Raw genomic sequence first — 19,419 nt, forward strand, 5'->3', positions numbered from 1 at the left:
GGGGATGGTGCGCGTCCCGTGGCACGGGGGAGGGAGCGTGGGGAACAGCTCGCGGCAGCGTGGGAGGAGGATTTCGGAGTGTGGGGAGGACTTTCGCGTCAGGATGCTCCTCTTGCCGCGCCGATGTCCTCGCGCCGTGCTGTGCTGTGCGGTGCCGTGCTGTGCTGTGCTGTGCTGTGCTGTGCGGTGCTGCGCCTAGCCTGGGGCTATGACTCTGCATGTCACGGACTTCCCCTCCGCCTCGACCGTCGCGACGCGGGTCGAGGTCGTCGAGAGAACGGGATCGACGAATGCCGACCTGGTCAGGTCGCGCACGCTCGATCCCGGCGCATGGCCGAACCTGTCGGTGCTGGTCACCGACGACCAGACGGATGGCCGGGGTCGACGCGGGCGGACCTGGCAAGCGCCCGCGGGCAGCGCACTGGCGATCTCGGTCGTTCTCGATGTTTCGGGCCTCCAGTCGGTGGAGCGCGGCTGGATACCCCTTCTCGCGGGGGCTGCCCTCACGCGCGCCATCGCGGCGCACCTCTCCGCGCAGGTCGGTGACACCCATACCGTCCGGATGAAATGGCCGAACGATGTATTGGTCGATGGTCGTAAGGTCAGCGGCATCCTCGCCGAGGTCGTGCCGGGTGCGCAGGACTCGATCGTGGTGGGCGCGGGCGTCAACACGGCGATGACCGCAGAACAGTTGCCGGTTCCCACCGCGACATCACTCGCGGTGCTCGGTACGGACGTCACCCCGCCGCTGCTCGACACGCTGCTCGCCGACTACCTCGCCGCACTGGGCGAGCTCGTCGGGGCTCTCCTCCTGGAAGATGGCGACGCGTCGCGCTCGGGAGTGCATGACGAGGTCGAGGCGCTCTGCGGGACGATCGGCAACACGGTGCGCGTCCACTTGCCGGACGAGAGCGAACTCGTCGGCGAGGCGGTACGGATCGGGCCGCACGGCGAACTGGTCATCCGCAGCGGGGTCGACGAGACATCCGTCGTCGCCGGCGACGTCGTGCACGTTCGCTGACGAACCGCGACGTCGTGCACGTTCGCTGACGAACCAGCCGCGTGGGATGCGTCATCCCGCGCCGACGACCGGCAGAATGAGCGCATGACCCAGCCGACGACGTACGGCAATCGCCTGCCGGCGCCGCCGCCCGGTTCGGCCACGCCCGAGCGGCTGGTCGCGCGGACGCGGGGGAGTGCTCGCCGCTTGGGCTGGTCGGCGCTGGTCGTCGTGGCTGTTGCCGGCGCTTCGGGGTGGTTCTACGACAACCTTCCTGCGCCTTTTGAGAATTGGATGCTGCTCGCCGCCGCGGGTGCGGTCGTGCTGCTCCTCGTCGTGCTGCCGTGGATCATCTGGGTCAGTCGCACGTACACGATCACGACCCGCCGCGTCATCGCTCGTCGTGGTGTGCTGTCCCGTCGTGCACAGGAGCTGACGCACGCGCGGGGGTACACGATCAGCCTGCGTCGCGGTCCGATCCAGCGGATGTGGCGGGCCGGAACGATCATCTTGAGCAACGGGGTCGACGAGCCGCTGCGCCTGGTCAACGTTCCCGACGTCGTCCTCCTCCAAGAGGTGCTCGCCGATCAGATCGAAGTCGGTCAGATCCTGGCGCACCGCAACGCACAGGGAATGGCGAGCGACGAATCCGTGGCCGCCCCGCCGCGTCCCCCGCTCCCCGCCTGAGCCGACAGCGCCGATCGCCCCCCGAAACAGGAGGCCGACGATCCATGCGCTCCGGTGAAAGGATGGAGGCGCACGTCCAATCACCTGCGAGGGGAAGACCATGACATACCGCGTCGGAGTCGTCGGCGGCGGCCAGCTGGCCCGCATGATGATCGCCCCGGCCGTCGAGCTGGGCATCGAGATCCGGGTGCTGGCTGAGGCGGAGGGGATGTCGGCGGCCCTCGCCGCGAGCCAGGTGGGCGACTACCGCGACGCCGACACGGTTCTCGCGTTCGCCCGCGACGTCGATGTCATCACCTTCGACCACGAGCACGTTCCGCAGCCCGTGCTGCACGCGTTGCTCGAGGCGGGTGTCGCGGTGCATCCCGGACCCGCGGCCTTGGAATTCGCCCAGGACAAGATCCGGATGCGTACGCGTCTCGCCGAGCTCGGGGTGCCGCAGCCCGACTGGGCCGCAGTTTCGGACGCGGATAGCCTGCAGCGATTCATCGACGAGCACGGCGGCCGTGCTGTCGTGAAGACCCCCCGCGGCGGCTACGACGGGAAGGGGGTTCGCGTTATCGAACATGGCACGGAGGCCGCGGATTGGTTCGCGGCGCTCGCCGAGGACGCGCGGGGCGGCGAGCTGCTGGTGGAAGAACTGGTGGACTTCCGGCGCGAACTCGCGCAGCAGATCGCTCGGAGCCCCGCCGGCGAGACTGCGACGTATCCCGTCGTCGAAACGGTCCAGCGCGATGGCGTCTGTGCCGAGGTCGTTGCACCCGCTCCGGGAGCCGGTGCGCGCCTCGTGGACGTCGCGGCCGCGATGGCGGGTGACATCGCGAATGGGCTCGGCGTGACGGGCATGCTCGCGGTGGAACTCTTCGAGACGACCGACGATCGCCTGCTCGTGAACGAACTCGCCATGCGCCCCCACAACAGCGGCCACTGGACTCAGGATGGCGCGCTCACGAGCCAGTTCGAACAGCACCTGCGTGCGGTCCTCGATCTGCCGCTGGGCTTGACGTTCCCGCACGCTCCCTGGACGGTCATGGTGAACGTCCTCGGCGGACCCGCTGAGGGCGGACTCGCGGAACGCGTGCCCGCGGCGATGTCGGCGCATCCGGGCGCGAAGATCCACCTGTACGGCAAAGACCCTCGGCCGGGGCGGAAGGTCGGACACGTCAACGCCGCAGGTGATGAATTGGATGAGGTCGCCTACGAAGCACGCGCCGCTGCGGCCCACTTCGACTGAGTGCGCGGCGCAGTTGGGCTGAGTGTGTGGCGCACTTCACGTGAGTGCGCGGCGGAACGGCATTCTTGCAGGAGGGGGGCCTAGCCTGATCGGGTGACCCGGCCGCTGCATTCCTCCGACGCGCCCATCGTCGGCGTCGTCATGGGCTCCGACTCCGACTGGCGCGTCATGAGTGACGCATCCCAGATCCTGACGGACCTGCTCGTTCCGCACGAGGTCGAGGTCGTTTCCGCCCACCGCACGCCCGACAAGCTGATGTCCTACGGCCGCGAAGCGCGGGCCCGAGGCATCCGTGTCATCATCGCGGGCGCCGGCGGCGCCGCTCATCTGCCCGGCATGCTCGCGTCTGTCACCTCGCTTCCGGTCATCGGCGTGCCCGTGCCGCTCGCGACGCTCGATGGGCTCGACTCCCTGCTCAGCATCGTGCAGATGCCCGGCGGGATCCCCGTGGCGACCGTGTCGATCGGGGGCGCGAAGAACGCGGGCCTCCTGGCCGCACGCATTCTGGGCGCATCCGATGCGGCCCTCGCGACTTCGCTCGACGACTATGCCCGCCGGCTCGAGGCCGAGGTCGAGGAGAAGAACCGGCGGCTGAAGGACGCGCTGTGAGCATCGCAGCTCCCACCCGGCTGCCGCGCGTCGCGCCGTCCCTGCCGCCGATCGTCAACCAGCTGCCGCTCCGGTACCCCGACTCGGGGTCGGCCGACTACATGCGTAGGCGCGCGTGGTGGCTCGTGATCTTCAACGTGCTGGTCCCCGGGTCGGCCCAGGTGCTGGCAGGCAGCAAGCGGCTCGGACGATTCGCGCTCGGCGCCACGCTGTTCCTATGGACCGTGCTCATCCTCACCGCCGTGGCTGCCATGCTGTGGCCGTTCTTCGTCTACTGGATCGCCACGAACGGCATCGCGTTGCTGCTGCTCCAGGGGTTGCTCATCGCCTACGGTGCACTCTGGGTCGTGCTGGCGATCGACACGTTCCGCCTGGTGCGGCTGGTCAAGCTCCGTCCCGTGGCACGGGTCGGAGTATCGGCCGTCCTCGCGGGGCTTCTTGTTCTCACGTCCGGCGGGGCGCTGTACGCCGCGGATCTCGTGGGCACGACGCGCGGCACGCTGGGCTCGATCTTCGGCCTCGGCGGGCCGGCCGTGCCGCCCTCGGACGGCTACTACAACATCCTGCTCCTCGGCGCGGACAGCGGCGAAGGGCGCGACTCGATGCGCTACGACAGCATCTCGGTCGTCTCCGTGAACGCCGACACGGGCGCGGCAACCATAACGGGCATTCCGCGCGATATGCCCGGGTTCCCGTTCGCCCCGGGCCCGATGCTGGACCTGTACCCCGACGGGCACACCAATTACGCGAACGCCAACTGCGGCTGGGGACCGGGCATCAACCAGCTGCGCACCGAGGTCGAGGTGTGCCGCGACGGTGACGCCCTGTATCCCGATGCGCGTGCTTCCGGCTCCACCCCCGCGATCGAGGCGACGAAGGATGCCGCGGAAGGCATCCTGGGTATCGAAATCCCGTACTACGTCTTCATCGACATGCACGGCTTCGCGGCGCTCGTGGATGCGCTCGGCGGCGTCGACATCACGGTCGTCGAGCGTCTGCCCAAGGGCGGCGGCCCGGCCTACCCGGGCCAGTCGGCCGAGGACTGGGCGATCGGCTGGATCGAGGCGGGCCCGCAGCGCATGGACGGCGACACGGCCCAGTGGTACGCGCGGTCGCGGTACACGACGAATGATTGGGACCGGATGCGTCGCCAGCGCGAACTGCAGACCGCGATTCTCGCGCAGTTCACGCCCGGCAATGTGCTCACGCGCTTCAAGGATGTGGCGGTAGCGGGTACGGCGCTCGTCGAGACCGACCTGCCGGAATCGATGCTGCCCTACTTCGCAGAGCTCGCCATGAAGACGAAGGAGCTCCCGGTCACGACGATCGAGTTGACGCCCGAGGGCGGCATCGACGCCGAGGAACCGGACTACGCCTACGTGCGCGAGATCGTCCAGGCTGCGCTGCACCCGCCGACCCCGACGCCCACACCGTAGTTCGGCCGGGCTACAGCTCGCCCGGTTGCATCGCCTGCTCGTCGATCTTCTGCGCCAGAACCCGCCTGCGCGAGGGGGCGCCCTCCCGCTGGGGGGCGTAGACGACGAGCGAGTGGAAGGCGAAGCGCGCCACGAAAGCCACGGCGAGCGTGATGGCGGCGGCCAGGACACTGGAGATGTGCCAGGTCTCGACCAGCAGGGCGAGCACGGGGATGCGGATGAGAGCTTCGGCATTGTTGAAGCTGAACGACTTCGCGAAGCGCAGCCAGCGAGCCGAGGCATTCCCGAGCATCTCGCGGAAAACGAACCGTTCCTGCAGCAGGAAGTTGCCGACGATCGTCACCTCGGCCGCGATGATCGCCGCCCAGATGTAGCTCATCCCGAGATGGGTGAGGCCGGCCATGATCCCGATGTTCGCCACCGCGCCGATCGCGCCGATGAGGGCGAACCCCGACATCTTCCCGAACTTCAGCACCGAGAGCTGGGCGAGGAAACGCATCCCCTGGCGCATGGATGCCTTCGACGCGCCGGCCGATCGTTCCGCGAAATCGAAGGGGACTTCTGCGACAGCGATGTCATTCCTCGCCAGAATCTCGAGCAGGATCTTGAAACCTCGTGGGCGGAGCCGGTCGAGGTCGAGCTGCGTCCGGTCGAGGAGGAAGTAGCCGGTCATCGGGTCCGTCGAGTCGCGCAGGCGCAGGGGGAACATGGCCTTGGTCAGGAGCGTCGCGCCGCGGGAAACCGCTGTGCGCACCGCATCCGCCAACCCGGTCGCCGCGCCGTCGCCCGTGTACCGCGACGCCGCGACGATCCCGGCGCCCGTGCGCTGGTGCGCGCGCAGCATCTCGGGGATCACTTCGGGAGGATGCTGAAGGTCGCCGTCCATCACGATGCAGATGTCTGCTTCAGCCAGGCGAATGCCCTGCAGCACGGCCCCGCCGAGTCCGGCAGTCGGGGTGTCTCGGTGGATGAGCCTGACCGACACGGCCGTGCCGGTCGCCACGCGTTCGACCTCGGCGGGGGTGTCGTCTGTGGAGTCGTCGACGAAGAGGATCTCGCGGTCGAGGCCTTCCGTCGCAGCCGTTATCCGCCGCACGAGTTCGGCGACGTTCGGTGCTTCGTTGAAGGTCGGCACGACGATCGAGAGGTCCACGGCGCACCCCTCGTTCATTCAGCGTTCCCCGGACGGGGCCGTCATCGACGACGCCCAGAATATCCCGACATGGGGATACGAAACTGCGTCTCTCCCTAGCGTCTTTTGTCGGAACACATAGCCTTCGGGTCGGCGGGCGAAGCTCAGGTGCGCCGGCGGGCCGCAATCAACAGTGTTGCGGTGACGGTCGTCGCGACGAGGGCGATCGCCGCGAGAAGCGCGATGGTCCAGGGGAGGTAGTCCAGGTCCGGCCATTCCGGCGCGTCCGGACGGGTGCTGGGGATCTGCACTCGTCCCTCGCGATCGGGAGAACCGGTCCACTTGTCAGGCACGCCCGGGGGATCGAGCGTCGTGCCGGTGCCGGTGCCGGTGCCGGTGCCGGTGCCGGGGACTTCCGCGCCCGGCGCTGCTACGCCGAGGTCGGGGCCCGGGGGAGCGAGCGGGCCTGCTTCGTGATGCGTTCCATTCGCACTCGTGACGGTGACGATGGCGACATAGTCGCGAGACGCCGAAAAGGTGATCGCGTATCGCCCGTAACCGTGTTCGGGTGCGTGGAAAACGGCCGTCAGGCCGCCATCGACGCGACTGACGAGGGTCGCCGTACCACCGGCGCCGAGCACGAGGGCTGCCCGCGAACGGGCACCGGAGACATCCGTCGCCACGCGTTCCCCGGTTTCGAAGAACCCCGCGGAGAACTCGATCGTCGACCTGCCGCCGGGCTCGATAACGGCTGGTGTCACGGACACCCCCGCGGGGGCGACGTAGGAGTCGTCGGCGATCGCCGCGGCCGCTGCCGGCCCGGCCCACATCATGGCGATGACGGCCAGGGCGACAGCAACGATGCGCGTGATCATCTTGCTCCCCGGGTGGGTCGACGATGACCGGTTGGTGCGGCTCTCATGGCAGGCGAAGACACGCCTCACGGCGCCGCCGCGGGTTGCGAGCGGCGCCGTGAGGGACGTATCTGCGGGCTTAGGCCTGGCGACGGCGCAGGACAGTGACGGTGATCAGGGCCGAGCCCGCGACCAGCAGTCCGCCACCGATGCCGTAGACCCACGGCGAGGTGCCGCCACCCGTGAGCGCGAGAGCCTGGTCGACCTGCGGGTCGCCCTCGCAGTTCGCGACCGGCGTGACCGTGATCGGGGCCGTGTAGCTCTGCGTCGCGCTCGTGAAGGTGATGTCGTACACGCCCTCGCCGTCGGCCGGGGGCTGGAAGGTCGCCGAAAGGCTTCCGTCCGCGCCCGCGTTGACGCTCGGCGTGAAGCTCGCGCCCGCGACTCGTGCGCCGCTAGCCGAGACGGCGACGTTCTCGCCCGCGATCCAGTAGTTGGCGCCGAACACGATCGTCGACGACTCGCACGGCGTGATGACAGCATCTTCGATCGAGACGGATGCAGGCAGGACGTACGGGTCCTCGACGGCGGATGCCGCCGCGGGCGCGCCGAACGCCACGATTCCGAGTGCGATTCCGAGCACCACGATGTTCTTCTTCAGCATGAGATTTCCCCAGTGTTCACGCGAAGTATGCGTACACCGCTGCTCCCCAGCATTCGATGCACGTATCGCGGACGACCCGAAGGTGTCCTGCGAAGACTTCCCCAATTGATGTCAACTACCCCAGCTGACGTTTCACACCCTACATCAATCGGTGCACTTCGCGTGCGCGATTTCTACCTCGTTCGCATGCACGAGCGGAGTCGATACGACCTTTATCGGGAGGTCTTCGAGAGTCGTGCCCTCGGGCGCGGTGAACTTGACGACGATGCGGTGTGAACCGCCGGGTGTAGTGACGAACTCGTGCTGCAGCACGGTGCGATTGCCGTACTGCGCTGCCTGGACGCCCCCTTGCTCGCCGTCAATCGAATAGTCCGTCGCGAGCCAGTCATCCGGCCCTGCCACCGCTATGCGGGTGAGGGTATCTCCGAACGTCGGAACCATCAGTTCGGGGCCGAGGACGTACTTCGGGAGGGTCGAAGCGGCGTCCGCGGGGATGGTGTTCGTCCAGTCGACCGTGACGGTCACGCGGGGGGCGTCGGTGCATGAGTCCAGTTCGACAAGGGTAGAGGGCGTTGCGTAGTAGTCGAGTTTCGCGCCCGTGACGTCGTTGGCGAAGATTCCGATGCGCGTCGTATCCGAATCCGGCGGAAGCATCGTCGCCAGGGGGGTGCCATCGATGCGAGCCTGTTCCTCGGCATGGGAACTCCAGACGTGCAGACGTTGCTCGTCCATTGACCGTCCGAGAGCTCCCAGCAGGATGCTCGGGTCGGCTTCACCGGCCGCGAGAGCCTCAAAGACCGCCCGTGCAACCAGTGCGAACGCCTCGTCCTGCATGGTCGTGTCGAGAATCTGCGCGTACGCGGTCGACAGCAGGGTATCGACCGCGTTGGCGGCGCTCAGCGAAAACGGTCCCGCCTGCACCGGGCCCGTCGCCTTAAGAAGGTACGAGATGCTGACGGCATCGATCGCTATGACGCCATCGACCCGCTGCCCGCTGGTGTGCTCCCACAGGGCGGCGGCGGCCGACGCGGTCTCGGTGAAGTCGAGCGAGCTCGCGGTGTTCTGGATGAAGCGGCCCGGAAGGTCCTCGAAGAGGGAAATCGTGCCGGGCGACAGATCGATGACGGGCTCTTCGGCGCGTTCGAAATCGCGTGACGAGAACTGCCGCTCGATCGTGATGCGCCCGTCGTCGAACCGCAGGACTGCCCCGGCACCGGCGATCCCGCCGAGGGACCGCGCTTCAGCATTGTTGAGCACGAGCAGCAGGTAGGTGCGCGGACCGTCCGTTCCGATCATCGCCGGGAGTACCGCAGCGGCGCGGTCCAGCCCGTCGATAACCGCTGCCGCCTCGGCCGTGGCATCCTGTAGCCGCTCGAGGGCACCCGCAACGATTGGGAGCGTCGGCTCGGGTAACGCGTTGACGCGCTCCACGGCATGCTGCAGGGCGGTGTTGGCGGCGGCCAGATCCGGCGATGCTCCGGCGAGCGGAGCCACATCGATGCGCCCATCCGCGAAGCCGAGAGATGAGATGTCGATTCTGCCGAGAGTCTCGGCGAGGGGAAGAACAGCGGCGGACGCGAGATCGGCGGCGACTTCGCTCATGCCGCGGACGGCGGTCAGGTCCGATCCGAGCCAGGGCAGCCATTCGGCGACCCGCCACACGGGATCGGATGTCGCGGCCCGGGCGGCGTCGGCATCCGTCTCGAAGTCCCGTGCCGCTGAGACGGCTCCGGCCGCGTCCCCGCTCTGCACCAGATCGGGGATCGTCGAGGCGGTTTCGGCCGCGGACTCGAGGCCGTCGCGGGCGACAAGGACGCGCGTGCCGAGCCAGAGGGCGGCCGCCAGTAGCACGAAAAGCGCGATACCGAGTGAGATCAGCCAGACTCGGCGGCGTCCCTGGCGGTTGTGGTGGTGGGTTTCAGGCACGGGCCTCATTCAAGCATTCCGACGCAGGGAATTTGTTCACGGTTGTATCGGGCTGTGGAGTCGGGCATGCGCGACCGCGCCGGAGGCGAGCAGCGCGAGCGTGTCACAGGTGGACGCCAGGTCACGCGGGTAGGGTCAAAAGAGTGACAGCGAGGCTCCGAGTAGTGCTCGACCAGGCGATCGCGCCGACGTCGAGCGACCTCGGCTCCGCATCCACGAGTCTCTTAGCCGCGCTTACCGAGACCGCGCCTGCCGGGTGCGACGTAGCGGGCATCCTCCCGGCGAACGGCCCCGATCAAGGACAGTACGCAGCGCTGGACGGCCTTGCCGGGGTGTGGAGTGCGACCGTCCGTCGCCGTCAGCTCGCTGCTGCTTGGGCTGCGGGTGTCTCGCTCGGCGCAGCGGGCGGAATGATCCACTCGCCGACGCTAATGGCGCCTCTGGTTCGCCACGATCGTGCCCACGATCACGATCAAACGGTGGTCACTGTGTGGAGCCTCGAGCCGTGGACCGCGCCGGAGCGCCTCGATCGCGGCTCGGTCGCGTGGCACCGAGCGATGCTCCGTCGCGCAGCGAGGTTCGCCGATGCTGTCGTCGTTCCCACGCACGCGATGGCCGCCGAACTCGGGGAGATCGCCTCGCTCCGCGGCCGAGTCCGTGTGATCGCCGGTGCTGCACCCGACGCCTTCGCGACGCCGACGGATGCGCCAGGTCGTGTGCGAACCTTGGGGCTGCCCGACCGGTACGTGGTAGCTCTCGGACGCACGACGGATCCCGCGGGGCTGACGCCCGCTCTGCGCGCTGCCGCGGATCTCGCGCTCGACGTGGTGTTTATCGGCGACGAGCACGACGATGTGACCCGGATCGGAGATCTCGCGCAGGCGAGCGGTATTCCCGAACGGCGAGTTCACGTCCTCAGTAGGGTCGATGCATCCGATCGCGCCGCTGTTTTGTCTGGCGCTCTCGCGGTGGTCTCGGCTTCGACGGCTTTTGTGTTTCCCTGGCGGGTGATCGAGGGACTCGCTGTCGGAGCCCCAATTATTACCGCGAAGACCCCGCAGAACGAGGAGCTGCTGGCCGATGGTGCATACTTCACGGCCATTGACGATGCGGATGGGATCGCCGAGGCTCTGCGGCGCCTGATTGACGATGCCGGCTTTGCGAAACGGCTGCGCGTCCTCTCGGCTGATCGGTCGCGGGCTTTCTCGTGGCGCGATACGGCCGAACGGGTGTGGCAACTCCACGCCGAGTTGTGATCGTGACGCGTTAGGCCCGCATCAGCGCAACAGCTTCCGTGCTCGGCCCATCGAAAGCGACTCCACCATCACGCAGGAGGACGCCCCGCTCACACAGTTTCGACACCATGCCGAGATCGTGACTCACGACGACCAGGGTCTTGCCTTGCGCGTGCAGCTCCCGGATCCGGGCTAGGCACTTCTTCTGGAAGGGCTCATCGCCCACGGAGAGGATTTCGTCGATCAGCAGCACATCTACTTCCGTGTGGATGGCGACAGAAAACGCGAGCCGAAGAAACATCCCGGACGAGTAGTGCTTGACCTCTGTGTCGATGAACTGCTCGATCTCGCTGAAGGCGACGATCTCGTCGTAGCGTCTCTCGATCTCCTTACGCTCCATCCCGAGAATAGCGGCGTTGAGGAAGATGTTTTCTCTGCCGGAGAGGTCGGGATGGAAGCCCGCGCCGACCTCGATGAGTCCTGCCACTCGCCCGCGGGTCAGGACCTTGCCGGAGTCTGGTGTCAGAACTCCCGAGATCAACTTGAGCATGGTGGACTTGCCGGAGCCGTTAAAGCCGAGGAGAGCGACAGCCTCGCCCTCACCGATTGAGAAAGACACTCCGTCAAGGGCGTGGAATTCCGTTGTGATCGGTTTCCGTCTGATCGCCGCGAGGAACGTCTCCTTCATCGAGTGGGTGTGCCGGAGCTTGAAGTCCTTATGTACGTCATCCACCACGATGCGCGGCAGCTTTGAAGGGTCAGAGGTCTTGTGCAAAACGACCCTCCAAGCGACGGAAGACGAGTTGGCCGATCATGATGAGCGCGAGACCAATCAGTAGCGCGGAGCCTGAATAAGTCCACAACCCGGGAAGAAGCGCCGCGTTTCGTGGCTCGAGCGGAAACCAGATCCCGTAGTGCATGAGCTCAACGGCTGGCGTGAGCGGGTTGAGGCGATAGAGGACAAACAACCACTCGGGTACTTTCTCCTGCACCATCTGCCACTGATACATCACCGGCGAGGCCCAGACGGCGAACATGACGATGATGTCGACGAGGGCCTGAGCGTCGCGAAACGAGACGTTCACAGCGCCGAAAAGTAGACCGAGGCCGCTTGCAAGCAGGGCGACAATGACGAGCGCCAGGAGGATCGCGCCGATATGAGCGGCAGATGGTGCCCAGCCAAAGAACAGGGAGATGACGATGACCACCACAATCTGCGGCAACGTATTGACCGCAGCGATCAGCATGCTGGATATCGGAAACATCTCGCGGGGTAGGTAGATCTTTTTGATCAGGGCTGCATTGTCAACCAGCGACCTGGTGCCGTTCGCGAACGCTTCACTAAAGAAGGTGACGATCGTGATTCCAGCCAGTAAGTAGATCGGGAAGAACTCGACGTTGTCGTTCATCCCGAGGAAGACACCGATCGCCACATAGAAGACGACGAACTGGACGAGCGGTTTGACGTAGGACCAGACCCAACCCAAGATCGAGCCGCGGTAGCGGATCTGGACTTCCTTGCTGACGATCAGCGACAACAGGTAGCGGCGGCGAAATACGTCAACCAGACCGAGATTCCGACCAGGTTCCTCGAGGGAGGGCGTCGCGGGCGTCGAAAGGGGCATCGACTTCCTTATTTGCGTGGGAGGGCGCCCGAGGCGCGGGCTGAACCATCCTATCTTTGCCGCGGCTGTGGAGCCGGTGGGCCGACGGTTCAGTCGCTCAAGGTATGCCACAGGGACGCTGATAGACTCCTGGAGCTTCCGCACCGCGTGAACCCACGCCATCTTTTCGAAGGATTCTGCCTCCATCGTGACCCCTGACGTCGTGCTCGGCCAGCCTGCTCTTTTCGAAATAGTTGAAGCCGACGATTCTTTGCGAGGTCTGTCGAGTCGTGAGCGTCGACTGCTGGTTGGTGCACTGAATTTTCACGCGCTGATGGCGCCGGGAGCACGATTTGAGGTGCATTTGTACGATGGCGATCACTCGTCTCTGCCGCGCACAACCGACGACACAACCTTTTCCGGGTACAACCGAGCGTTCCGCTCCCGCATACATTCGTTCGCCGTCCGAAGCCACGTGTCGGCAGAGGAGCGCACCCCGATACAAGCGGAGGCGCGCTCGGGCGTGTTGACCAGCTCTCCGCGTCGGCACCTACGAATCTCGCGCGACGAGGTGCTTTCCTTCGACCCGCCGCGTGGCGTGCCGCGAGACCTTTTGCGTCGGTTCGCCCGCCAGGTTCGAACCCGCGCACCACTCGTCTACGACGAGATCAGAGACCTCGAGCTGCTCCGCCACCGCCGCCCCACAGTTTCGGCTGCTCCCAGACGGGAGTACCAGATCGAGTTCCTTCCGGGAGGCTCCCACTCCGACAGTGAAATCGTGCTCGCCCCGCGGGCGGTTGACGGCGCGCCCAGAGCTGTGCTCTTCGGGCTTCATTGGCTGGAGCTGGGCGGCGCCGAACGTTGGGCCCTCGAGAGTGTTCGTATCGCGCGCGATGCCGGGTTCCTGCCTATCGTTCTCACCAACCGTGACTCGCATCAGGCATGGGCGGCACGGGACGAGTTAGAGGGTTGTCTGCTCATTCCCTTCTCGGAACCCACTGTGACATCGCAGACTCCGGGCGTGGAAGAACTTCTGCGCGCGATATTGCGGTCCTTTGACATACGCGGAGTGGTGGTGCATCACAATCAGTGGCTGTACGACCGTCTGCATTGGATCACGGAATCGCGCCCCGGCATTCCGGTGGTCGATTCCACCCACATCGTCGAGCGCCGTGGTGGTGGCTATCCCGTCAGTAGTGCGCTGGTCGAAACTGCGATTACTACTCATCACGTCATCTCGCCCTCGCTCGAGAAGTGGATGGTCGCGACACAGGGGATTGATGCAAGAAAAGTGGTTATGGCCCCTCTTGCCGGGCTCACCGTAGATCTAGCGGATTCTTCCTTACGCCCGCGGCCAGCGGGTGAACCGCTGACAGTCGCGTTTATCGGCCGTATGACACGACAGAAGGCTCCGGAGGTTTTTGCCGCAATGGCACAGCGGGTCCGGCGTCGCGAGAGCGGAGTGAAGTTCATCATGCACGGCGATGGAGACCTCTCCGGTTGGGTCGATGATCTCATCAAGTCCTACGGGCTGTCCGACGTAGTCGTGCGCCGCGACTCGACGGTACCCGTCGGGCGAACTCTCGACGAGTCCCATTTGCTTGTGGTCACTTCACACAATGAGGGTCTGACTCTGACGACCCTCGAGGCCATCGCACACGGTGTGCCCGTTATCTCGACCGATGTCGGTGCGCAATCGGATCTCCTGCCGCATCACGCTCTCGTTTCGTCCAACGTGCACCGTGCCGTCATCGAGTCGGCCGACAAGGTACTCGAGCTCGCGGAGAACGAAAAGCTGCGAGCGGACCTTTGGCTGGTCGAACGCGCTGCTGAGCGAGAACTGCTGGCACACGAGTCCGCGAGTTCATGGTTTGAACGGGAGGTCAGCTCATGGTGACAGTGGCAGCGGTGGTCGTCACCTTCAATCGACTTGAGAAGTTAAAGAAGGTCGTCGAGTCCATCGAAGCGCAGACTCATGTCGTATCGACTCTCCTTGTGATCGACAATGCTTCGACCGACGGCACAGCGCAGTACCTCGCCGATCTCAACACAGTGGTGCCGCTTGAGATCGTGACGATGTCCGAGAACACGGGTGGTGCGGGCGGCTTCTCCGCGGGGATGTCGCGCGGCTACGCAACCGGCGCCGATTTTGTCTGGATCATGGACGACGACTGCTATCCCCGGGCCGGCGCTTTGGCAGCACTCGTGCGCGGCTTCGGAGAGGCGGTGGACGAGCTAGGTGGGGATGTTCCCTTCGCATGTTCCGTGGTCGAGTTCACGGACGGAGCTATCTGTGAAATGAATAATCCGGTTCCGACCTGGGATTGGGGGCGATTGCTGGTCAAGCAACAGCAAAACGTCATGGTGACCGCCTGCTCATTTGTATCCGTCCTCATTCCTCGATGGGTGTTGGCCGAGTACGGTCTTCCTTACGCGGAGTACTTCATCTGGTTTGATGACCGCGAGTACACCCTTCGATTGACTCAGCGCTGCCCCGGAGTTCAGGTACTCGATAGCGTTGTCGTGCACGATATGGGCGACAACCGCGGTGTCAACTTCGCGATGGTCGACGCCAAGAGCCTGTGGAAATTCAAGTACGGAGTCCGCAACGAGTCCTCGTTCCTGCTCCACCACAAGGGTCTCGTCTACTTCCTCGAGTTTGGTGCGCGTTTGTTCGTCAGTCTGCACCGCGGTCGTGTCCCCTGGCGGCTGCGCCTGTCGCTGATGCGCAAGTGGATGGGTGGCGTGGCTTTCAATCCTCCGCTGAGGTACCCAGAGTCCGCGTCGGCCTGACAGCACCGCGGTAGAGGGGGACGCCGTGCCTGATGAGCCCAATGCCCGCATTCGGCCGGTGATTGAGTCACAATAGGCACATGCGTAACAGGCTCACCTTCATTGACGACCGTTCCCGTTCGCGGGCGTCCAAGGTTTGGGTAGCCGCAATCGTGGCAGCGTTGGTCCTCGTGCCGGGCGTTGCCCAAGCTTCGGAGCAGTCCGGTCGCGCTGTTTCGGAGGATCGGTCTTCGACGATTGTTAACAGCGTCTCGAGCCTGCCCGACAGTCAGGTCCGCACAGCCAACTTGGCGGAGTTTTCCCCATCGGACATCATCAGCGATGCACTTTTTTACGATTCGGCTGCAATGACCACCGCCGAAATCCAAGCATTTCTGGACCGCCTAATCGGCGCGTGTAGTAACGGCAAGTGCTTGAACGTGATTTCGGCAGGGTTCACGTCGCGCGGCGCAGTGGTATCGGCACGCACGGGCAACACCGTGTGTGCGCCGATCACCGGCGGGACGATGCGTGTGGCTGAGGTGATTTACCGAGCCCAGGTAGCGTGTGGGATATCAGCGAAGGTCATCCTCGTCACGCTTCAGAAGGAGCAAGGACTCGTAACGAGCAGAGCACCTTCTGACTGGAACTTGCGGGCAGCGATGGGTGCGTTCTGCCCCGACACGTCGCCCTGCGACCCTGCGTATGCAGGCGTGGGCCCACAGATTATCGCGGGCACGACCCAGCTCAAGACATACAAAGCAGGTGCATTCTCGCGTCAGCCCGGGACGCACTTCATCGGTTATCACCCGAACACTGCGTGTGGCGGGACGAACGTGCTCGTGAGCAACTACGCGACGGCGGCACTCTACAATTACACGCCCTATCAGCCGAACCCCGCGGCGCTTCGCGCCGGCTACGGAACCGGTGACGGATGCTCGTCCTACGGAAACCGCAATTTTTACCAGTACTACGTTGACTGGTTCGGGAATACGCGGCTCAATGTCAGCGGGCGGATCGCTGACATCTGGAATACACAGGGCGGTAGTGCCGGCTGGATGGGCATGCCGACGAGCGACATGGTGTACACCGGAGCCTCGGGCAGCGGCTGGTACCAGCAGTTCCGCAACGGCGTAATCTTCGTTCCGCGAACGGGTGCGTACATCATCTTGAGGTCAGGCAGTCTAATCACGCAGGTCTACCTGTCATCCGGAGGTCCGGCGCACGCTCTCGGCTGGCCGGTCGGGGGAGAAGACTGTGGCGCGTATGGATGCCGTACTGCCTTCCAAGGAGGAAGTATGGCGTGGAGTAACGAGACCGGTAGCGTCTACCCGCTATATGGTGCGATCAACTCGGCTTGGCTTGCGGGCGGCGGTGTCAACAATCCGATCGGTGCCCCGACGACCTCGATGTCCACGGTCAACACCTCAAGCCCTGGGTGGCACCAAACTTTCGTTCGCGCGAAGATATTCGTGAAGAGCGCCGGTCCTACGGTGACACTTCGCGCCAATAGCGGGATCACTCAGCGGTACAACTCGCTCGGCGGTCCTACAAGTGCGCTCGGGTGGCCCGTGGCCAGCGAAGAGTGTACGGCTGACGGGTGCGCCACCACCTTCGACGCTGGAATCTCCGTGTGGGCGTCCAAACTCGGGATCGTGGATCTCACGCAATCGGTGGCGACTGCGTGGACCGCGTCCGGCGGGATGCGCGGGCTCGGTGTCCCCACCGCCTCGCCGGTGCAGACCTCCACTGCGGGGGGAGGAACCGTGCAGTCCTTCAGCGGCGGTTCGATGTACGTGTCGACCGCAGGAAAAGTCGCGGCGCTTCGAACCTCAAGCAGCATCACGCAGCGGTTCATCCAGTCAGGTGGCCTGGCGGGGCCATTCGGATGGCCGGAAAGTACAGAGACGTGTGGTGCAGCCGGCTGCTGGACAGTTTTTGCGGGCGGTGCGATCGCCTGGGAGAAGAGCTCGTCATTGGTTAGAGACGTCAGCGGCGCGATCGCGCAACTGTGGCTCACCGCTGGCGGGGTGAATTCCTGGCATGGCGCGCCCATCGCCGCCATGGTGGCGACCGCCGACAACGGAGGAGGGTGGACCCAGCGTTTCCGTAATGGCCAGGTTTACGTCAAGGCGGGTGGACCTGTCGCTTCCCTTCGTACCAACAGCGGCCTGTGGTCGACCTATGTCGGCATGGGTGGGACAGGTAGCGTTCTCGGGTGGCCGACCGGCGGCGAAGCATGCGTGGTCGGAGGCTGTTCGATCAGCTTCGAGCGCGGCAGCTTGGTCTGGGACCAGCCCACAGGCGCTATTACCCAGCGTTGAAGAGGGCCGCGGTTCGCTCGGGGGCGAATACCCGGAGCGAACCGCGGCGTTCTACTGACCTTTCGAGGCGTAGAACGACTCGACGCCGTCTTTTGTCGCAGCCCACCACGCCTCATTCGCGCGATACCAGTCAATGGTGGCGGCAAGACCTGCCGTGAAGTCGGCAAAACGTGGTGCCCACCCGAGCTCATCGCGCAGTTTCGCAGAGTCGATCGCGTACCGCATGTCGTGACCCGCACGATCCGTCACATGGTCGAACGCGTCTGCTGGCTGGCCCATCATCTCGAGGATCAGTCTCACGACGGATCGATTGTCCATCTCGCCGTCAGCGCCGATGAGGTATGTCTCGCCGATCTCGCCACCATCGAGAATGCGGAGGACGGCTGAGGAATGGTCATCGGCGTGGATCCAGTCACGCACGTTCTCGCCGGCGCCGTAAAGTTTCGGCCTGATTCCGCGAATGACGTTCGTGATCTGACGCGGGATGAACTTTTCCACGTGCTGGTAGGGGCCGTAGTTATTGCTGCAGTTCGAGATAGTCGCTCGCACCCCGAACGAGCGCACCCACGCGCGCACGAGGAGGTCGCTGCCAGCCTTGGTTGAAGAATATGGGCTGGAGGGATTGTAGGGAGTCGCTTCGGTGAAGCGTTGTGGGTCGTCGAGCTCGAGATCGCCATAGACCTCGTCGGTCGAAATATGGTGGAAGCGGCGGTCATGGCGACGTGCCGCCTCGAGGAGCGTGTACGTCCCGACGATGTTCGTGTCGAGAAATGGGCGGGGGTCGTTCAGCGAATTGTCGTTGTGGGATTCGGCCGCGTAATGCACGACCGAGTCGACCTGGGCAAACAGCTTGTCAACGAGAGCCGCGTCTGCGATGTCGCCCTGGACGAAGGTCAGCCGACGCTCCGGTAGCCCGGTGAGCGAGGCGAGGTTTCCTGCATAGGTGAGTTTGTCCAGAACAGTCACGTGGTCATCTGTGTGCTCCATGACATAGTGCACGAAGTTCGAACCGATGAATCCTGCACCACCGGTGACGAGGAGCCGTCGCATATCAGCGTCCCTGCTCGAGAAGAGTTGTGAAGTACTGTCCGTAGCCGGACTTTCGAAGGGTCTCGGCGTGCGAACGCAACTGATCGTCTGTCAGGAAGCCTCGACGCCAGGCGACTTCTTCAGGAGACCCGATCTTCTGCCCTGTGCGCCGCTCCATGGTGCGCACGAATTCCGCGGCGTCTGTCATCGAATCGAAGGTCCCTGTGTCCAGCCAAGCGGTGCCACGCGGGAGCACTTCGACCCGCAGCGAGCCTCGCCGCAGATACTCGAGATTGATGTCCGTAATCTCTAGCTCACCCCGCGGCGAGGGGGCGAGATCCCGCGCGATGCTGATGACCTCGTTGTCGTAGAAGTAGAGGCCGGGCACCGCGTAGTTGCTGCGAGGGACGGCGGGCTTTTCCTCCATCGACACTGCGTTGCCTTCAGAATCGAACTCCACGACCCCATAGGCAGTCGGATCGGCGACCCAGTAGGCGAATATCGCGCCTCCGGTCAGGTCCTTGAATCGCCGCAACTGCTGACCGAGTCCGGGTCCATAAAGGATGTTGTCTCCGAGGGCAAGCGCGACGGTGTCTTGCCCGATAAAGTCTGCGCCCAGGATGAACGCTTGAGCCAAACCGTCTGGGCTCGGCTGAACCGCATAGCTCAAGTTGATGCCGAACTGGGATCCGTCTCCGAGCAGTCGTCGAAATTGGTCGGTGTCCTGAGGAGTCGTGATGATGAGGATGTCCGAGATGCCGGCGTTGATCAACGTTGACAGCGGGTAGTAGATCATCGGCTTGTCGTACACCGGAACGAGTTGTTTAGAAACGCCCAGAGTGATGGGATGCAGTCTCGTGCCGGATCCTCCGGCCAGGATGATGCCCTTCATGGCGCCTTCCTCTCTTGTTGG

17 protein-coding genes are annotated in these 19,419 nt (G+C 64.8%); 9 read left to right on the plus strand and 8 right to left on the minus strand.

What is annotated here, in order from left to right; all coding sequences use genetic code 11:
- Positions 1 to 208 precede the first annotated feature (208 nt).
- The 5 genes from ACXZ1E_RS13845 (at position 209) to ACXZ1E_RS13865 (ending at position 4,966) form a co-directional block, all read left to right on the plus strand.
- Positions 209 to 1,021 carry a biotin--[acetyl-CoA-carboxylase] ligase gene (locus tag ACXZ1E_RS13845; RefSeq protein WP_458041039.1) on the plus strand — a complete coding sequence of 271 codons (813 nt, stop codon included), beginning with the start codon at positions 209 to 211 and terminating at the stop codon, positions 1,019 to 1,021.
- Positions 1,022 to 1,105: 84 nt separating this feature from the next.
- Positions 1,106 to 1,687, plus strand: coding sequence for a PH domain-containing protein (locus tag ACXZ1E_RS13850; RefSeq protein ID WP_458041040.1), 582 nt, complete (start codon positions 1,106 to 1,108; stop codon positions 1,685 to 1,687).
- A 100-nt stretch (positions 1,688 to 1,787) separates the two neighbouring features.
- Positions 1,788 to 2,921 (plus strand): 5-(carboxyamino)imidazole ribonucleotide synthase, encoded by a 1,134-nt coding sequence (locus tag ACXZ1E_RS13855; RefSeq protein WP_458041041.1) that lies wholly within the window; start codon positions 1,788 to 1,790, stop codon positions 2,919 to 2,921.
- A gap of 93 nt (positions 2,922 to 3,014) precedes the next feature.
- Entirely contained in the window at positions 3,015 to 3,530 is a 516-nt protein-coding gene (purE, locus tag ACXZ1E_RS13860; protein ID WP_458351970.1) for a 5-(carboxyamino)imidazole ribonucleotide mutase, read from the plus strand.
- The gene (locus ACXZ1E_RS13865; RefSeq protein WP_458041042.1) at positions 3,527 to 4,966 is read left to right on the plus strand and encodes an LCP family protein; all 1,440 of its coding nucleotides are present in this window, start codon (positions 3,527 to 3,529) and stop codon (positions 4,964 to 4,966) included. Before purE ends, ACXZ1E_RS13865 begins: the two co-directional genes overlap by 4 nt.
- 10 nt (positions 4,967 to 4,976) lie before the next feature.
- On the opposite strand, the gene ACXZ1E_RS13870 is transcribed toward ACXZ1E_RS13865, so the two are convergent.
- From ACXZ1E_RS13870 to ACXZ1E_RS13885, 4 genes are all read right to left on the minus strand, one after another.
- Positions 4,977 to 6,119: a glycosyltransferase gene (locus ACXZ1E_RS13870; RefSeq protein WP_458041043.1), complete on the minus strand. Its 1,143-nt coding sequence runs from the start codon at positions 6,117 to 6,119 to the stop codon at positions 4,977 to 4,979.
- A 143-nt stretch (positions 6,120 to 6,262) separates the two neighbouring features.
- Complete coding sequence (locus ACXZ1E_RS13875) at positions 6,263 to 6,973, minus strand: hypothetical protein (RefSeq protein WP_458041044.1); 711 nt, start codon at positions 6,971 to 6,973, stop codon at positions 6,263 to 6,265.
- Between the two features lie 118 nt (positions 6,974 to 7,091).
- Complete coding sequence (locus tag ACXZ1E_RS13880; protein ID WP_458041045.1) at positions 7,092 to 7,616, minus strand: hypothetical protein; 525 nt, start codon at positions 7,614 to 7,616, stop codon at positions 7,092 to 7,094.
- Between the two features lie 144 nt (positions 7,617 to 7,760).
- Complete coding sequence (locus ACXZ1E_RS13885) at positions 7,761 to 9,542, minus strand: DUF4012 domain-containing protein (protein WP_458041046.1); 1,782 nt, start codon at positions 9,540 to 9,542, stop codon at positions 7,761 to 7,763.
- A 143-nt stretch (positions 9,543 to 9,685) separates the two neighbouring features.
- Here ACXZ1E_RS13885 and ACXZ1E_RS13890 point away from each other — a divergent pair, with 143 nt between their 5' ends.
- Positions 9,686 to 10,798 carry a glycosyltransferase gene (locus ACXZ1E_RS13890; RefSeq protein ID WP_458041047.1) on the plus strand — a complete coding sequence of 371 codons (1,113 nt, stop codon included), beginning with the start codon at positions 9,686 to 9,688 and terminating at the stop codon, positions 10,796 to 10,798.
- A 10-nt stretch (positions 10,799 to 10,808) separates the two neighbouring features.
- Here the strand turns inward: ACXZ1E_RS13890 and ACXZ1E_RS13895 are convergent, their stop codons facing one another.
- A complete protein-coding gene (locus ACXZ1E_RS13895; RefSeq protein WP_458351971.1) occupies positions 10,809 to 11,513 on the minus strand; it encodes an ABC transporter ATP-binding protein in 705 nt (234 codons plus the stop codon).
- Positions 11,514 to 11,535: 22 nt separating this feature from the next.
- Positions 11,536 to 12,402, minus strand: coding sequence for an ABC transporter permease (locus tag ACXZ1E_RS13900; RefSeq protein ID WP_458041048.1), 867 nt, complete (start codon positions 12,400 to 12,402; stop codon positions 11,536 to 11,538).
- 187 nt (positions 12,403 to 12,589) lie between these two features.
- Here ACXZ1E_RS13900 and ACXZ1E_RS13905 point away from each other — a divergent pair, with 187 nt between their 5' ends.
- The 3 genes from ACXZ1E_RS13905 (at position 12,590) to ACXZ1E_RS13915 (ending at position 17,477) form a co-directional block, all read left to right on the plus strand.
- Positions 12,590 to 14,278, plus strand: coding sequence for a glycosyltransferase (locus ACXZ1E_RS13905; RefSeq protein ID WP_458041049.1), 1,689 nt, complete (start codon positions 12,590 to 12,592; stop codon positions 14,276 to 14,278).
- A gap of 11 nt (positions 14,279 to 14,289) precedes the next feature.
- The gene (locus ACXZ1E_RS13910) at positions 14,290 to 15,174 is read left to right on the plus strand and encodes a glycosyltransferase family 2 protein (RefSeq protein WP_458041050.1); all 885 of its coding nucleotides are present in this window, start codon (positions 14,290 to 14,292) and stop codon (positions 15,172 to 15,174) included.
- An 80-nt stretch (positions 15,175 to 15,254) separates the two neighbouring features.
- Complete coding sequence (locus tag ACXZ1E_RS13915) at positions 15,255 to 17,477, plus strand: LGFP repeat-containing protein (RefSeq protein WP_458041051.1); 2,223 nt, start codon at positions 15,255 to 15,257, stop codon at positions 17,475 to 17,477.
- A 51-nt stretch (positions 17,478 to 17,528) separates the two neighbouring features.
- Here ACXZ1E_RS13915 and rfbB read toward each other — a convergent pair whose 3' ends face one another.
- Together rfbB and rfbA are read right to left on the minus strand one after the other, a co-directional pair.
- Positions 17,529 to 18,527, minus strand: coding sequence for a dTDP-glucose 4,6-dehydratase (rfbB, locus tag ACXZ1E_RS13920; RefSeq protein WP_458041052.1), 999 nt, complete (start codon positions 18,525 to 18,527; stop codon positions 17,529 to 17,531).
- A 1-nt stretch (position 18,528) separates the two neighbouring features.
- The gene (gene rfbA, locus ACXZ1E_RS13925) at positions 18,529 to 19,398 is read right to left on the minus strand and encodes a glucose-1-phosphate thymidylyltransferase RfbA (protein WP_458041053.1); all 870 of its coding nucleotides are present in this window, start codon (positions 19,396 to 19,398) and stop codon (positions 18,529 to 18,531) included.
- Positions 19,399 to 19,419 lie beyond the last annotated feature (21 nt).

The organism is Pacificispira sp. HM-600, assembly GCF_977993705.1.

Coding starts and splice junctions, on each gene's coding strand:
- ACXZ1E_RS13845 (WP_458041039.1), top strand. CDS start 209: ATGACTCTGCATGTCACGGACTTCCCCTCCGCCTCGACCGTCGCGACG.
- ACXZ1E_RS13850 (WP_458041040.1), top strand. CDS start 1,106: ATGACCCAGCCGACGACGTACGGCAATCGCCTGCCGGCGCCGCCGCCC.
- rfbB (WP_458041052.1), bottom strand. CDS start 18,527: ATGCGACGGCTCCTCGTCACCGGTGGTGCAGGATTCATCGGTTCGAAC.
- rfbA (WP_458041053.1), bottom strand. CDS start 19,398: ATGAAGGGCATCATCCTGGCCGGAGGATCCGGCACGAGACTGCATCCC.
- ACXZ1E_RS13855 (WP_458041041.1), top strand. CDS start 1,788: ATGACATACCGCGTCGGAGTCGTCGGCGGCGGCCAGCTGGCCCGCATG.
- ACXZ1E_RS13875 (WP_458041044.1), bottom strand. CDS start 6,973: ATGATCACGCGCATCGTTGCTGTCGCCCTGGCCGTCATCGCCATGATG.
- ACXZ1E_RS13900 (WP_458041048.1), bottom strand. CDS start 12,402: ATGCCCCTTTCGACGCCCGCGACGCCCTCCCTCGAGGAACCTGGTCGG.
- ACXZ1E_RS13880 (WP_458041045.1), bottom strand. CDS start 7,616: ATGCTGAAGAAGAACATCGTGGTGCTCGGAATCGCACTCGGAATCGTG.
- ACXZ1E_RS13915 (WP_458041051.1), top strand. CDS start 15,255: ATGCGTAACAGGCTCACCTTCATTGACGACCGTTCCCGTTCGCGGGCG.